The following is a 14,768-nucleotide window of genomic DNA, read 5'->3' as shown; positions in this document are numbered from 1 at the left end:
TGAAGGCGCTAATCTGTAGCAGAGGTTCCGCCATCCTTCAGGTCAGGAAACTGCATGTATTCGAAAGATGGAAGCAACCGATAGTCGCCTTGATGGTCGTCCGGGTGGTTCCAGGTCGCAACCAAGTCAATGACGTAGAGAAAGGCCGACCGGGTCACTTGTAGCGCGAGGATAGTGGAATCAACCAAGTCGAAGAGTCCGACTCTGCTGCGGGAGTCGGGAGTGACGCCGGTTGCATTCATGAAGGCCGCATGTACGATCCTGTGTGTTCCTGCGTTGCGCAGATCCTGCGAGGCGGCGTAGAGACCATCTTTGTCCATGTCGAAAGCCAACTCCGATAGAGCGAATGCAGAAAGGGCTCTCGTCGGACGCTTGATCAGACTCTCCCGCACTGACCCGTCCTTGTTAGTCCAGAACTTTCGAAACGACACGCGGTCAGGGCGGTCGCCGACGTTGAGATACTCGTTCACGACCACGGCGGTCTTGTCTAGGACGTCCAGTGCGGATCGCTGGGCTAGCAGGAGTTTGGAATACTGGGTTCCATACAGGGAGTGGTCCAGCGTTTCGATGTAATATCCCGAGTCGTCGTCTTTCTGCTCCGGGCCTTCTGCGACTTGGACGATCCCGTCGAATGCCAGTCTTCGGGAAACAAGAAAGTCGGATTTCAAGACATTCATTTCGGCCAGTATTGGCGGAATCACATCTGGATCCGTGTTGCCATATAGGACCTCGATTACCGCCCCGTCCCAGTGCGGATCGTCCGTCCCGAGTCCCTCGACAGCGGGGGACAGGGCCAAGCGATGTGCGGCAACCCAATGTCGATAGTCGTCATCGCTATCGGCAAGTCCATGAGATAGGTGACCATCGCTTTCGGTCAGGTCGAGCGCGTCCCACCGGTCTGCTGTACCTTCGCCGGCGAAACTCAGCGTACCATCACGCAGCGATTTTGCCATCGTGACGTATTTGTCGTAAACAGCAGCCATGTGGCCTAGCTGGCCTGTTCCATTCTTAATCCGCGAGTGTAGCAACTGAGCTAGGTTGCCGGCTGCGTTGCCATTTTTTGGGTCCTCCTCTAAGGCCCGAAGGTAGAAGTCATAGGCCTCGGCCCAGCGGCCAGAGTGGTCGAGGCTGTTCGCCAGGTTGCAATACGCTGCCGATCGCGTATGCGGATCCGCTGATGGAGATGATGCGGCCTCGAAGTACAGACTCCGAGCTTCGCGGAGGTGGAGGCGATGAGCCAAGCGGTTCTCGATCAGGCTAGGAACCCAGGAATCGTGACCGGCCTGTTTAGGTAGTCCCTCGTCACACTCGGCGACGATTGCATTGGCGACGTTGTAGATGCATTGGAAGCGCAGTGGTTCATCTGGCCCTGTCTCGGTCAGCGCCTGTTCCGCAAGATCCCTTCCCTGCTTAAGCAGTGTAGTGTCGTGCAGATCGAATGCGGAATTCAGCAGGACCGAGGAGCACATGAAGCGGATTGCTGTCGCTTCCTCGGAAGTTAGATTTGCGGACTCGGCTTCCGCTGCAATCGACAGAATGGTGGTCGCTGCTTCGACAGCGGCGACCGAACGGTCGCCTGTCTGGAGGACCAACTTATACAGGCGCAGGTACTCCGCCGAGAATTCCATGCCCTCAGCCTAGAGGGAAGCATCGAAGGTGGCGAGCGCTTTTAGCCTCGTTACGGTAACAGCGGCCGGTTCAAGCGGTGCCCGAAGGTCAGGGTGTCCAGGAAGGAGCGATAGCCGTTCACGACAAACGGGCGCGAAGGCGGTTGAGCCGCGTACTGCATTTAGCTATGTCCCAGCGGCTCCGGGGAAACAGAGTTTGTGAGAACTTTCTGTACGGGATCAAGGCGGCCCGCTTCGCGGACCGCTCGCGCCGCCGAACCTGGGCCGGGCCGAGGGCCCGCCGATCGCGCCTTAGGCCTGCGGCCACGGCGCGATCGGTGATAGCCCGCCGGCGGCGCGACATACGAAGAAGCCCCGGGCCGCCATGATCGATGGCAGTTCCGGGGCTTCGGCTTGGTCGAGACACAGACAGTGCCTCTGGCGGGGCGCTCGGGCGCTCTGGGATGGTTGGTGCCATCCCGACAACCTTCGTCCGGGCGGAGCCGAGCAGGTGGGGCCTGCCCGGTCAAGGTCGTTCAGACGGTGGTGTGCTCCACCTTGACCGGGCAGGCCCCACCCACTCCACGGTGTGCGGACGAAGGCCGACGGGATGGCTAGGAGCCGCAGCCGGCGCTATTGGCCCTGCAATGCAATTCACTCGTGCGGGCATCGATCGTTGTCTGATGATTGGCCTTTTAGCAAATAGAGGGGGATTACGGTTTCCTCGCTGAAGGTTGCCGAAGCAAGCTGCTCTCTCGTCAACCCTGTTGCTTGGGATCTGATTATCTCACCTCCTTCCAGATGTAGATGTCCCCTGAGTGAAGCGCCGTTGAGGATGGCGCCTTTGAAGATTGCTCCATCTAATTCTGCGCCCATTAAATTGGCATTTGAAAGGTCCGCTCTAGCGAGGTTGGCCTCGCTCAGCTCTGCTCTCATAAGCGATGCGGACGCCAAGTTGACGTCGCGGAGTTCGGCCTTGCGTAATTTAGCCATGATTAAGTTTGCCGCCTTCAAATCAGCACTGTTGAGGATCGCACCATCCGCCTCCATGCCGAAGGCATGCACTTTCCGCAGCTTTGCCCTGCTCAGTCTCGCATTCTGTAGCTGTACGAACCCAAGGTTGGCCTCGTTTAATCGAGCGTTCAAGAGGTCGGCGTCCCGCAAACACGAACCGTTGAGCAGTGCCCGATCCAGCCTCGCGTTAGCCAGGTCGGCACCCCGAAGGTCCGTATGTCGGAGGTCTAGGGGGTTCGCTTCGCTAGCCTCGGGTCGGCGGCCCAGTACGTGTAGGGCGGCCTGCACATCGTGCGTGATTCTCGGTGCGGAGCGGCCGTGCCAGGCTTTTCCCTCTGAGTGTTCCAACGTGAGGCGTGGGTTTGATGAGTTGTCCGCGTCCGGGTTGAATGGCGCCGTGATGCGAATGAACGCCGCCAAAACCTCGACTATACTCTCGTGGTCACGTCCTGATTCCCGCATTAGATGCTCTAATGCGTAAATTCCGCCGAGTCGTTCGGTCAACTTCTCCGATGCTAGCTGCCCGATGGCTTTGGTGTAGCGATCAGTTATCTGGCCTCTGCGCGTTAGAGAGAAAGTCCGGGCTGTAAAAAGGAGGCCAGTTAAGGCTGCCAGGCCTGCCGCTGTTCCGAGAAGTGTCTGCCTAGTGCTATTGATGGCGGAAGCCCGATCCTTGTCGACCGGCGTCGCCGCATCTGCTAAAGGCCCTAGTAGCGCTACGAGAAATGCGATGCCGAGAATGGCGGCTACGACGAAGCTTGCCGAGATGGCTATCGCCCGGCGCTTTCTAGGGCTTATTGAGCCACCCAGGCTGAAGCGAAACTGTTTCACGATAATGCTCCCTCGTGGTAGCACCGAGCAACGAGCGTGTCATGGAGTGTCAAGACCGCTGCAAGGTGCGAGGGCGGGAGCGTCGGGAAGATCATCGGGCACAGATCCGGCACATCCGGGACCGACAAGCCGTGTCAAACGTCGAGAGGTGTTGGCGACGGTTGCACAGGTCAGCCCAGCGATCCGTCTGATGAAAGATGATCTATCAGAGCCGAAGGTGTAAGGGGTTCAAATCCCCTCAGCTCCACCAAAGAACACGTACGACCTGGGGAAACCCCGCTAGCAAGATCAGCGGGCACAGCTCAGCGAGAATTCGAGGTCCTCGGCTCGACGGACCAGGCAGGCTGTAGGACCGAGCGGGTCGGTAGAGGTGGGCGTCAGGAGCCGTCACGAGCCCTGGCTGCGATTCGTCCAGATGTCCGACGTCAGGACGAGTGTGTCACCGCCGTGTCGAACGCCTCCGAACTGGTCCGAACAGTCCCGAACAGCCTTTCTGCCGGAATTGGCGATCATCACTGCTCTACTCGATCTCGCGGCGGGTCGTCGCAGTCCTGACCGGATGGTCGGGGAGTGATTCGCGGATCGTCAAAGGGGAGTTGAATGCTCAGGTTCTTATCGAAGGCTGGTGGCCGAAGGCGGGCCACGGGAGTCGCGCTGGGTGTCCTGTTGGTGTCGACGTCCGGTGTGGTGGTCGTGCCGGCACACGCCGCGCCACAGCAGGCGGCGGCGAAGCCCGCCTCGGCTCCGCCGTCCCAGCCCGCGTCACCCGGCTCACCGGCGAAGCGAGCGCTCGGACCGTCGAACGCCCCGGTCAGCCAGCTCGCCGGACCGATCTCGGTCCCGATCGGCACCGGGCCGGTCCGCAACGGCCTGTTCAGCACCTTCCAGTTGACCGACCGGTTGACCGCACAGGTGAACACCGGCTCGGGGAACCTGCTCATCCGCAGCACTGATCTGGTCCTGCCGGGCATCGCGGACGACCTGGTGCTGGGTGCCTCGTACAACAGCCTTCTCACCGGGAGCGAGGTGCCGGCCGGCGCGTTGGGTCACAGCTGGCGTACCCGGGCCGGGGTGGACGTCAGGCTGATCAGGGCGGACGACAACTCCGTCACGTACGTCGCGGCCGACGGTGTCATCGGACGGTTCACCCCGAGCGGGTCGGGCTACACCGCCGCGAAGGAGTTCAAGGCGACGCTCACCACCGACGGCTCCGGATGGAAGCTCGTCGAGCATGACAGCGGCCGGAAGCTCTTCTTCACCTCCGCCGGGCTACTGGACCACAGCCAGGACCGCAACGACAGCGTCACCGACTACAGCTACGACGCCAACGGCCGGTTGACCACTGTCACCTCCAGCCGTGGTGCCACTGCCGTGCGCACTGCCACTGTGCTCTACGGCTCGAACGGCTACGTGTCGGCTGTCGAGCAGACCGTGGCGGGCGGTAGGTACCGCAGTGTCCGGTACAGCTACGACGGCACCGGCAACCTGATCCAGATCCGCTCCGCCACCGGGACCGACACCCGGTTCGAATACGACTCGTCCCGCCGTGTCACCAAGATCTCGGGCGGCATCCAGGGGTCGGCGCTCGGGAACGCCACCACGATCACCTACGACACGGCGCACCGGGTGACCTCGTTGACCCGGGCCTTCCAGCCGCAGAACCCGTCGGTGGGCGCCACCACCCGGTGGGCGTACCCGTCGGCCACGCAGACGCTCGTCGCCGACGCCAACACCAACCAGTCGCAGCCGGTCACCTCGGTGCCGCGCAGCACGTACACGGTCGACGCGGACAAGCGGGTTACCGGCCTGGTCGACCCCGACGGCAAGGCCCGCAGCATCTCCTACACGGCCAACCTCGACGTGGCCTCGACGCAGAGCGGCACCGGCGGCATCACCAGCATCTCGTACGACGCGAACGGTGGGCAGTCGCCGACTGCTGTCATCACGCCGACCGGTGCCCGGTCCTCCCTCGCCTACGCGAACGTGGCGACGCCGACCAACCCGACGGCGAACTTCCAGCCGTCGTCCGGCTCGGACACCCAGGGGAACGCGAACTCGTTCACGTACAACGGGGCGGGTAACCGGCTGTCCACGACGGACGCCCTGGCCGCCGAGGCGAAGGTGGAGTACAACACCGACGGCACTGTCGCCTCGTCGACCGACCCGGGCAACGGCGCGAACAGGACCACCTACCAGTACGACGCCGACAAGCAGCTGACCTCGATCACCCCGCCGACGGGGACGACGCTCGGGAATCGTCAGTTCAGCTACGACGAGTTCGGCCGGGTACGGACGACGACCGACGGCACCGGGCGGACCGTGCAGTACGAGTACGACCTCGGCGACCGCATCACCCGGATCAACTACCCGGACATTCCGGATGTCGTCTACGAGTACGACGGCGGCGGCAACGTCTACGCCCGCATCGACGGCAACGCCTACCAGAACTTCTTCTACGACCGGCTCAACCGGTTGACCGGGCGGCGCACCGGCAGCGTGGGCGGGCTGTGGTACGTCTACGACCCGGTCGGCAACCTCATCGAGCAGCAGGACGAGCGCGGCAGCTCGTACTACACCTACAACGCCCGCAACCTGCTCACCAAGCTGGTCGCCGCCAACGGCACCTACACCTTCGGCTACGACGACGAGGGCCGACGTACCTCGACGAGGCTGGCGGTCTCGTCGGTGACGGTGGCCGAGACCGTCAACACGCTCGACCAGTCCGGCCGGATCAGCCGCACCACCAGCAAGCGCTGGCAGGGCGGCACGGCCAGCACCGTCTTCGACGTGTCCTACTGCTACGCCAAGCGGGTCGGCACCGCCGCCTGCTCGACGACCAAGGCCGACGACACCGGCCTGCGGCAGTGGCAGACCGACCACCACCGCGGCGGAGCGGTCAGCCTCTACACCTACGACCAGGGCAACCGGCTCACCAAGGCCACCGACATCGACGGCAAGACCTACGACTACACGTACGACAGCAACGGCAACCGCACCTCGGAGAAGGTGGACGGAGTCACCAGGCAGACGCTGACGTACAACGCCGGGAACCAGATCACCAGCTCCGGCTACACACACGACGGGGCCGGCAACCAGCTCGGCGGTTCGGCGCTGCGCGACTTCGAGTACAACTCCGCAGGTCAGTTGATGCGCGGCTTCACCGCCGGGGGCGCGGAGCTGGGTTGGGCGTACAACGGGCCCGACCAGATCGAGCTGGGTTGGAAGGGCACGCCCCGGTTCGAGTACGAGTACTTCTTCGGGCGCAACGACCAGAACGGTCAGAGCGTGGTGCAGAGCTACACGGTGCCGGGCACCTACGGCCGGCACTACGTCGAGCGCGACCAGCTCGGCACGCCACTCGGCTTCCGGGGCAAGACCGGAAGCACCTTCCACCACTACTTCTACGTGTTCGACGGGCTGGGCTCGGTGGTCGCCCTGATCAAGTACGACGGCTCGCTGTCCGGCTCCTACACCTACGACCCGTACGGCAAGGTGGTCAAGACGGTCGGCAGCAACAACGAGATCATCGACAACGCCATCGGGTTCGCCAGCGGCATCCGCCACGACGACCTGACCAAGTTCGGTCGCCGCTGGTACGACCCGAACACCGGCCGCTTCACCCAGCAGGACAGCCTGAGCTTCCTGGCGGACCCGGCCATCGGTAACCGGTACGCGTACGCCGCCGACAACCCGGTGAACTACGTCGACCCCACCGGCCTCGCACCCAATTACACGAAGGGGTGTCTGAAGGGCGCTGCCACCGGGGCCATCTCCGGTGTGGTCGGCGGGGTGGCCGGGGTCGCTGTCGGGGCGGGGATCGGGTGTCTCACCGGTCTCGTCGACGAGGCGATCGGTTAGTCCCTCCGATTCAACCGAAGGCGGAGGGGCCGGCGAATGTTCACCGCCCCCTCCGCCTCACCCCGTCGGGGTGGGCGGGGTTGTTCCCGTAACGGGTTAGCATCCGGACCTCTACGTGAGGAGCCCAGATGGCATCGGTGGCGCAGACCCGGTTCGGCATCGTCGGCAGTGGCTGGCGAGGTGAGTTCTTCCTTCGCCTGGCCCGGCTGCTCCCCGAGCGGTTCCGGGTGACCGGGGTGGTGACGTGTACCGAATCGCGGGGGGCTGTCGTGGCGGCCGACTGGGGCGTGCCGACCTTCCGCACGACGGCGGAGTTGCTCGCCCACGAGCGGCCGGACTTCGTCATCGTGTCGGTGCCGTGGCCGGTGACACCGGAGGCGACCCGAGAGTTGGTCGCGGCTCGCGTACCGGTGCTCGCCGAGACGCCGCCCGCCCCCGACGTGGCGGGTCTGCGTTCGCTCTGGGCCGACGTCGGAGGCAGTGGTCTGGTGCAGGTCGCCGAGCAGTACCTGCTGATGCCCGGGCATGCGGCGCGCCTGGCGGTGGTCCGCGCCGGGGTGCTCGGCGAGGCGACATCGGTGCAGATCTCCTCGACCCACCTCTACCACGCGGTGTCGCTGATCCGGGGTCTGCTCGGCGTCGGTCACGAGAGCGCCGAGGTGAGAGCGAACGCTTTCGTCGCGCCGCTGGCGAATCCGCTCTCACCTGCTGGTTGGAGCGGCGACGACACTCCGCAGCAGCTTTCCACGACCCTCGCGACGATCGACTTCGGCGGGCGGATGGGTCTGTACGACTTCACCGACAACCAGTGGTGGAACCCGCTGCGTGGTCGCCGGTTGGTGGTGCGTGGCTCGCGCGGTGAGCTGGTGGACGACCGGGTCGTCCGCCTGGTCGACCCGACCACGCCGGTGGAGTCGCTCCTGACCCGGCGGCAGACCGGTCTCGACCTGAACCTCGAAGGGCTCGACCTGAAGCACATCAGCTTCGACGGCGACGTCGTCTACCGCAATCCGTTCGTCGGCAGTGGAATGTCCGACGACGACATCGCGGTGGCCGACATCGTCGCCCGCGCCGGGGCGTGGGCGCGGGAGGAGGGTCCGGCGCCGTATCCGCTCGCCGAGGCCTGCCAGGACCATCTGATCAGCCTCGCCATCGAAGAGTCGGTACGCACCGGCCGGCCGGTCGTCACCGACACCGAGGCCTGGGGCCGGTAACCCGGACGGTCACGGCTTCCAGGAACCGGCGGTCTGGAACTGGTCCTGGTATTCCAACGCGCCCGAGGTGTCGTGCACGTCGAACACCACGCTGCCGGTGCGTCTGGTGCCGGCGGTCAGGTCGTCGACGGCCGGCATCGGTTTGCCGCAGCCGGAGAAGGCCCCACCGATGGCGGTGGTCTTGGTGCCGTCGGCGGCGACCCACTGGAAGTACAGCGGGTTCGTCGACGCGGTGCCCCTGGTGACGGCGACCGTCACGTCGGCGATCACGTACACGCCCTCGCCGGGCTTCAACCCGTGGGACTTGCAGGGTTTGGTGGCGCTGCTGAACTTCGTCACGGTGATCTCGACGGTGCCCGCGTCGCCGTCGACGACAAGGGTCTCGCCGGGCGACAGGTCGCGGGTGCCGTCGTCCACCGACTGCGGCATCGACGGGGACGCGTGTGCCCGCGCCTCGCTCACCGTGGTCGAGGAGCCCTTGGTGCTGATGACGACCGCCACGATGCCACCGGCGCAGAGGAGCAGGGTGAGCACTGCCGCGCTGACCGCGACGACCACTACCGACCTCTTGGCGCGATCCGTCTGCACCGATGGTGGTGCGATGATCGGGTAGCCCGCGCCACCGGGTGCCCGGTGTCCGCCGTCAGCTTCCGCGTACCCGCCGGTTGCCGGGTACGCGGCCCCGGAGAACGGGGGCTGCGGTGTCGCCGCGAACTGACGGTTCGGCTGTCGGGGGTCGTGCGGCCTTACGGGGGGCTGGGGGTGGGTCACCGTACTCCTTGACGCTTCGGTACGTGCGGCGCGCGAACGCCCCGACGTTACCGTGGGTGGCGGAGTGCCCGATCGTCACGCCGGAAGGCGTCCCACTGTGGGTGCCGCCACAGCACACTGGCCAGCGTGGACGGTGGTCGTTCGATTACCGAGCGCCGATATGGATCGGTGTTTTATTGATTGCTGTGAGTAACCAGGCGAGGTCAGCGGAGCGGTAGTACGGCGGCGGTGCGGACCAGCCCGTCGGCGATCACGAAACGACCGGTGATCGAGGCCGGCGGGTCGTCGACCCCGGCCGCGTCCACCCGGGCCGGCGCGATCCGGGCGGTGAACGTGCCGGCGTCCGGATCAAGGTCGAGGTGGGCGTCGTGGAAGTCCAACCAACCGCGAACCACCGGGTACCACACCTTGTAGACGGTCTCCTTCGCACTGAACAGCACGACCGGCCAGTGGGTGCCTCCGGGGAGCCGTGCGCAGGCGGCCTCCTCCTCGGGCAGCAGCACGAGTCGGCGTACCCCCGGATTGATCTCCCGGTGTTGCTCGGCATCCATTCCGACGGACCTGATGTCGGTGGTGTGCGCCGCCGCGGCGGCGCAGTAGCCGGCGGTGTGGGTGATGCTGCCGACCACCCCGGGCGGCCAGGCGGGCGCCCGGTCGGCGGCGGCCGGCACGGCGGTGATCGGCAGGCCGAGGTCGCGCAGTGCCCTGCGGGCGCAATTCCTTCCCGCGGCAAAGTCCCGCCGGCGGGTCTGCACCGCCTGCACGCCGAGACATGCCTGCTCAGCGGGGAGCAACTCGCCGGTCCAGTCCTCGGGCCCGGCGACGGCAACGGCGACCGTCGATGGCAGCAGGTCACGCATTCCGGTCACCTACTCGTCGGTAGGAATGACGCATCGAGTTAACGGTCAAATTTCCGACTCCCACGACCGTCGAAGGTACCGCAAAGATGTAACACCGGAGGGACGCGCGGCGCCCTCCCTGATGGCTCCGGGGGGACCACCATCAATGCTGGCCGGCACGGCAGCCGCCAGTCCCGTGGACATCTGGAAGGACGTGCGATGACCGATGGCTTGGAACGGCCGGGGGTGCGGGCTGACGAACACGCTCCGAAGACCCCCTGCTGGAGCTGCGGCTCCTGCGGTGACGAGTGGCCGTGCGCGACGAAGCGCACCCGGCTGCTGGCGGAGTACGGGGGTGATCGCGCCATGCTCAGCGTCTATCTGGGCTCCTGCCTCGCCGCCGCCACCGAAGACCTGCGCGCTGCCCCGGTGATGTCGCTCCAGGACCGGTTCATCGGCTGGTTGCCGCGCGGCTCCCGACGTCGCTGAGCCTCCGGTGGCCCCGCCGCCGGGCGGGGCCACCGGAGGAGGCGTTTTCAGGGACGTCGCGGCCTCCGGGTCACCGCGAAACCGAACACGCCGGCCACCGCGGCGAGCACGCCGCCGATGCTGGTCCAGACCCAGCGCGAGCCGAGATCCGGCAACCAGTCCGTCAGCGGGTCGCTCTCGTCGTCGGCGTCCGCGTCCGCCGGGGGTACGGCGTTGAGCACAGTGCCGGCCCTGGTGTTCGGCACCAGCGGGGCGGCCAACTCGCCGTCGTCGGCCGAGGCGCCCCGGTCGGCGATGGTGCCGACCAGCAGGTCGACGTCGACCGGCGCACCCAGATCCGCCTCCGGCAGGTCGATCACGGAGAGCCGGACGACGTACGTGCCGGGCAGCGGATCGGCCGACCAGGGCTCCGCCCACTGCCGCACCTGGCGCAGCGTGCAGCCCAGCACCACGTTCGACGCCTTCGCATCCACCGCCGGGGTCTGTGCTCCCGCCGTGCACGCCTGGCGTCGGCGCAGCCCGTCGAAGACGTCCACGGTCCAGGTGGAGGCGCCGCTGCGTCCCTTCGGGAAGGTGACGGTGGCGGTGATCTCGTGTACCTGGCCGGCCGCCGCCGGGAACGACCAGTAGAGGTGGTCGCCGATCGAGGCGTCCACCCGGACCGGCTGCCCGGCGGTGATCGGGGTGGCGGTGAGGAACGACGTGCCGGCCCGGTTCACCGGCGTGGCACCGGGGGAGGGGGTCGGTGCGGCGACGGCCACGGCGGGGAGCAGCGCGGCCCCACCGGCGGCGAGCAGCGTCGCCATCGACCGGAACAGAGCGGTACGCATCAGTTCTCCCTCCAGGTGGCGACCCACCAGCGGGTGAGCAGGCCGGCGAGCAGACCGGTGATCAGCCCGGCGACGGTGAGCAGGGCGAGCAGCACCCAGCCCCGCCCGAGGTCCGGTCCGTCGGGTGCGGGTGCGGCGGCGACCACGTCGATGGTCAACTCCACGGGCATGCCGGGGGTCGCCGCGGTGCCGGGGCGCGGGGCGAACGAGTTGCTCACCACCAGGCAGACGGTGGTGGGCTCGACGACAGGTGCCGCGCTCTCCTCGGTCTCGGCGGCGTCCTCGTCGTCGTCGGCGGCGGCCGACCAGCGCAGCCCGGCGGAGAGCACGTCGGCCCGCCCGCTGCCGGCGTCCGCACCCCTGACGAGTTCCCGGCCGTCGGCCGCGGTGGCCCGCAGCAGCACCCCGTAGTCCCGGTTGACGGCACGGTCCAGCGCCATGCTCACCGAGGCCCGCAACTCCTGCCCGGGGCGGATCGGCACCCGGTAGTAGCGATGCTCGGAGAACGCCTCCCGGTCGGCGTAGACGCCGGGGGCGAGCAGTGGCGCCGAGTCGCACGCGTTCGTGCCGCCGACCACCGTCGGGGCCCGGGTGTGCGTGTCACCGGCCCGCTCGACGAGTTGCTTGATCCGGTCGGTCAGCTCCTCGGCGCTCTGCGCGGCGGTGTAGGTCCCGCCGGTGGCGCCGGCGATGCAGAGCAACTGCCGGCGGACCTTCTCGTCGGGGGCCAGGCCGAGGGTGTCGACGACCAGGCTGGTGCCCTGGGCGGCCAGTTCCCGGGCCACCTCGCACGGGTCCGGCGGTGCGCAGGTGTCCTCGCCGTCGGTGATCAGCACGATTCGCCGGGTGGTGGCCCCGGTGCCCAGGTCCTGCGCGGCGGAGCGCAGCGCCAGCCCGACCGGGGTGAACCCGGTCGGTCGAAGTGTCGCCACCGCCGCCTTGGCGGCGGACCGGTCCACCGGGCCGACCGGAACGATCTGCTGGGTGTCCTGGCAACCGACCTTCTTGTCCTTGCCGCGGTACGTCGCGCCGAGCACTCGGATGCCGAGCTGTGTCTCCTCGGGCAGCGCGTCCACCACCTCGTTGAAGGCCTGCTGGGCGACCGCGATCCGGGCGCGTCCGTCGATGTCGGCGGCGCGCATCGACCCGCTGACGTCGAGCACCAGCTCGACCCGGGGCGGCTCGGGCGCCGGCTCCTCGTCGGCCTGTGTCGGCCCGGCCAGCGCGGTGGTCGCCAGCAGCCCGAGGAGGACCGCCGTCGATCGTCTGAAGTTGATCACGACCCGCAGTGTAGTGAGATCCACTTTGGATGATCGTTTGGGTGGCAGGCCCGGAACTCACGCCACCGGCCGGGTCACCGGGCACCTCGGACCGACCCCGCCCGCGCTCTGGGTCCACGGCGGGTCACCCTCGGTCAACTGTGCGAGGGAAGGTGTCGACCCGGCCGGCAATCGTCGGAAATCTGACCCAAGTCGACCCGTTGTGCCACTGGTGCGCGGTGGTTAAGCTCTTCATGCGCGCCCCAATCGCCCGCTTCCCCCGTGGCAGGCGATCGGGGCGCGCGTCTTTGTCAAGAAGGGCCCGCACGCTTCGGCGTGCGGGCCCTTCTTCCGTCGCGCTGTGCGGCGCGTCGCCTGTCGATGCTTATATCCACCGACCGTCGAGCCACATTCGGGACAGCCAGTCCGAGTACGGAATCACCCGGCCGACGAAGATCGGATAGAAGTACGCGAAGCAGAGCGCCACCAGCAGCACGTACGCCCCCGCCGCGATGCTGCCCACCAGTCGGCGCTCGTAACTCGGGTCACCCGGCACCAGCGGGGCCACCACACCCACGTCACCCCCGGCGGGCGCGATCATCGCGCCCAACACGTACACCACGGCCAGCACCAGGAACGGCACCGCCGGCGCGGCGTAGAACGAGAACATCGTCCTACCGTCGAGGGCGAACCAGAACCACGGCAAGAACCCGGCGGCCACGGTGAGCAGGATCGCGCCGGCCCGCCAGTCCCGACGGGCCACACCCAGCCAGACCAGGGCCACCAGGGCGGGAAGGAACGACCACCAGAGCAGCGGGGTCCCGAGGAGCAGGATCTCCGAGGAGCAGGTCGCCGCGCCGCAGACCCCGGTGTTGGCGTAGTGGAACGCCACCGGCCGGCCCAGCAGCAACCACTGCCACGGCCACGACTGGTACTTGTGCGCGTCGTCCAACTGGGCGTGGAAGCCGTACGCCGCGCGATGGTATTCGAAGAGGTTGATCAGCGGACCGATCACCGGGCGGTCGCTGAGCGGGGCACTCGGGTAGGCCGACGCGAGCCGGTAGTAACCGTCGTCGGTGATCAGCCAGCCCGACCAGGTGGCGAGGTAGGTGCCCACCATGAGCACACCCGCAAGCACCAGCCAGGGAAGTTCGTCGACGAGCGTGTCCCGCCAGGGTCGACGGACCCCCGCCGAGCGGCGGACGCCGACCTCCCAGAAAAGCACCAGCAGCGCGAAGGCCGGCACGAAGTACAGGGCGCTCCACTTCACCGCGCAGGCGCAGCCGATCAGCACCCCGGCGGCCAGCCGCCACCACGGCCAGGTGCGCCAACCGGTCGGCGGGCGGCCGGCCCGGCCCGGCTGGCTCGGATCGAGCCCGTCGTCCAGAGCACGGGCCCAGCGCCGACGCCGTGCGTCACGATCGAGCACCAGCGCGCCGAACGCCGCCAGCACGAAGAAGAGAAGGAAGATGTCGAGCAGGGCGGCGCGCGACAGCACCAGGTGGAAGCCGTCCAGGGCGAGCAGCAGGCCGGCCGCGCAGCCGAGCACCGTCGAGCGGAACATCCGCCGACCGATGCGGATCAGCAGCAGCACCGACAGCGTGCCGATCACGGCCGCCGAGAACCGCCAGCCGAACTCCGGCGCGGTGGTCATCAGGTGCCCGGGGACGGAGACCTTGGAGTCGGCGTCCTGATAGCCGAAGGCCCACTCGCCGATGCCGATCAACCACTTGCCCAGCGGCGGGTGCACCACGTACGACGGGACGTTGTCCTTGTAGTTCCACTCGACACCACGGGAGATCAGCCCGTAGGCGTCCTTGGCGTAGTACGTCTCGTCGAAGATCTTGCCCTTCGGGCTGGACAGCCCGACGAAGCGCAGGATCGCCGCGATGGCCACCACCACCGCCGTGGCCAGCCAGGAGAACCGGTCCGCCTGGGTGTCGACGGTGGCGAACCGTCGCCGCAGCGTGGCGGCCACCCCGCCGCCCTCGGCGCTGGGTGCCGTCGGCTCCTGGGTGGCACCGGGCTCACCCGTCGCCTGGATCATCTTGTCCGG

Annotated in this window: 10 protein-coding genes; 3 read left to right on the top strand and 7 right to left on the bottom strand. The window is 67.1% G+C overall.

Features of this window, described 5'->3' with window-relative positions; genetic code table 11:
• Positions 1-8: 8 nt before the first annotated feature.
• Both ABZ406_RS10145 and ABZ406_RS10140 read right to left on the bottom strand, forming a co-directional pair.
• Complete coding sequence (locus ABZ406_RS10145) at positions 9-1,628, bottom strand: LA2681 family HEPN domain-containing protein (protein ID WP_357758317.1); 1,620 nt, start codon at positions 1,626-1,628, stop codon at positions 9-11.
• A 633-nt stretch (positions 1,629-2,261) separates the two neighbouring features.
• On the bottom strand, positions 2,262-3,452 hold the full coding sequence (locus ABZ406_RS10140; RefSeq protein ID WP_357758314.1) for a pentapeptide repeat-containing protein: 1,191 nt from the start codon (positions 3,450-3,452) through the stop codon (positions 2,262-2,264).
• A gap of 600 nt (positions 3,453-4,052) precedes the next feature.
• On the opposite strand from ABZ406_RS10140, the gene ABZ406_RS10135 reads away from it, so the two are divergent.
• A complete protein-coding gene (locus tag ABZ406_RS10135) occupies positions 4,053-7,310 on the top strand; it encodes an RHS repeat-associated core domain-containing protein (RefSeq protein WP_357758311.1) in 3,258 nt (1,085 codons plus the stop codon).
• A gap of 128 nt (positions 7,311-7,438) precedes the next feature.
• Entirely contained in the window at positions 7,439-8,524 is a 1,086-nt protein-coding gene (locus ABZ406_RS10130; protein WP_357758308.1) for a Gfo/Idh/MocA family oxidoreductase, read from the top strand.
• 9 nt (positions 8,525-8,533) lie between these two features.
• Here the strand turns inward: ABZ406_RS10130 and ABZ406_RS10125 are convergent, their stop codons facing one another.
• Both ABZ406_RS10125 and ABZ406_RS10120 read right to left on the bottom strand, forming a co-directional pair.
• Entirely contained in the window at positions 8,534-9,295 is a 762-nt protein-coding gene (locus ABZ406_RS10125; protein WP_357758305.1) for a hypothetical protein, read from the bottom strand.
• 203 nt (positions 9,296-9,498) lie between these two features.
• Positions 9,499-10,155, bottom strand: a complete 657-nt coding sequence (locus tag ABZ406_RS10120) for a 4'-phosphopantetheinyl transferase superfamily protein (protein WP_357758986.1) — start codon at positions 10,153-10,155, stop codon at positions 9,499-9,501.
• A gap of 198 nt (positions 10,156-10,353) precedes the next feature.
• Here ABZ406_RS10120 and ABZ406_RS10115 point away from each other — a divergent pair, with 198 nt between their 5' ends.
• Positions 10,354-10,623, top strand: a complete 270-nt coding sequence (locus ABZ406_RS10115) for a hypothetical protein (protein ID WP_357207537.1) — start codon at positions 10,354-10,356, stop codon at positions 10,621-10,623.
• A gap of 47 nt (positions 10,624-10,670) precedes the next feature.
• Here ABZ406_RS10115 and ABZ406_RS10110 read toward each other — a convergent pair whose 3' ends face one another.
• The 3 genes from ABZ406_RS10110 to ABZ406_RS10100 all read right to left on the bottom strand — a co-directional run bounded on the left by ABZ406_RS10110 (position 10,671) and on the right by ABZ406_RS10100 (position 14,759).
• Entirely contained in the window at positions 10,671-11,453 is a 783-nt protein-coding gene (locus ABZ406_RS10110) for a peptidase (protein ID WP_357758301.1), read from the bottom strand.
• On the bottom strand, positions 11,453-12,733 hold the full coding sequence (locus ABZ406_RS10105; RefSeq protein WP_357758299.1) for a VWA domain-containing protein: 1,281 nt from the start codon (positions 12,731-12,733) through the stop codon (positions 11,453-11,455). Before ABZ406_RS10105 ends, ABZ406_RS10110 begins: the two co-directional genes overlap by 1 nt.
• Positions 12,734-13,097: 364 nt before the next feature.
• Positions 13,098-14,759, bottom strand: coding sequence for a phospholipid carrier-dependent glycosyltransferase (locus ABZ406_RS10100; RefSeq protein WP_357758983.1), 1,662 nt, complete (start codon positions 14,757-14,759; stop codon positions 13,098-13,100).
• Positions 14,760-14,768: the final 9 nt, after the last annotated feature.

This window comes from Micromonospora sp. NPDC005710 (assembly GCF_040630995.1).
In the GTDB taxonomy this organism is placed as follows: Bacteria; Actinomycetota; Actinomycetes; order Mycobacteriales; family Micromonosporaceae; genus Micromonospora.
The sequence above is the reverse complement of the archived record's forward strand: the minus strand, read 5'-3'. Positions and strand labels throughout refer to the sequence as shown.

Bases quoted from the DNA above. Each gene is read 5' to 3' on its own strand.
- ABZ406_RS10145 (WP_357758317.1), bottom strand. From the start codon at position 1,628: ATGGAATTCTCGGCGGAGTACCTGCGCCTGTATAAGTTGGTCCTCCAG.
- ABZ406_RS10135 (WP_357758311.1), top strand. From the start codon at position 4,053: ATGCTCAGGTTCTTATCGAAGGCTGGTGGCCGAAGGCGGGCCACGGGA.
- ABZ406_RS10130 (WP_357758308.1), top strand. From the start codon at position 7,439: ATGGCATCGGTGGCGCAGACCCGGTTCGGCATCGTCGGCAGTGGCTGG.
- ABZ406_RS10120 (WP_357758986.1), bottom strand. From the start codon at position 10,155: ATGCGTGACCTGCTGCCATCGACGGTCGCCGTTGCCGTCGCCGGGCCC.
- ABZ406_RS10115 (WP_357207537.1), top strand. From the start codon at position 10,354: ATGACCGATGGCTTGGAACGGCCGGGGGTGCGGGCTGACGAACACGCT.
- ABZ406_RS10110 (WP_357758301.1), bottom strand. From the start codon at position 11,453: ATGCGTACCGCTCTGTTCCGGTCGATGGCGACGCTGCTCGCCGCCGGT.
- ABZ406_RS10100 (WP_357758983.1), bottom strand. From the start codon at position 14,759: ATGATCCAGGCGACGGGTGAGCCCGGTGCCACCCAGGAGCCGACGGCA.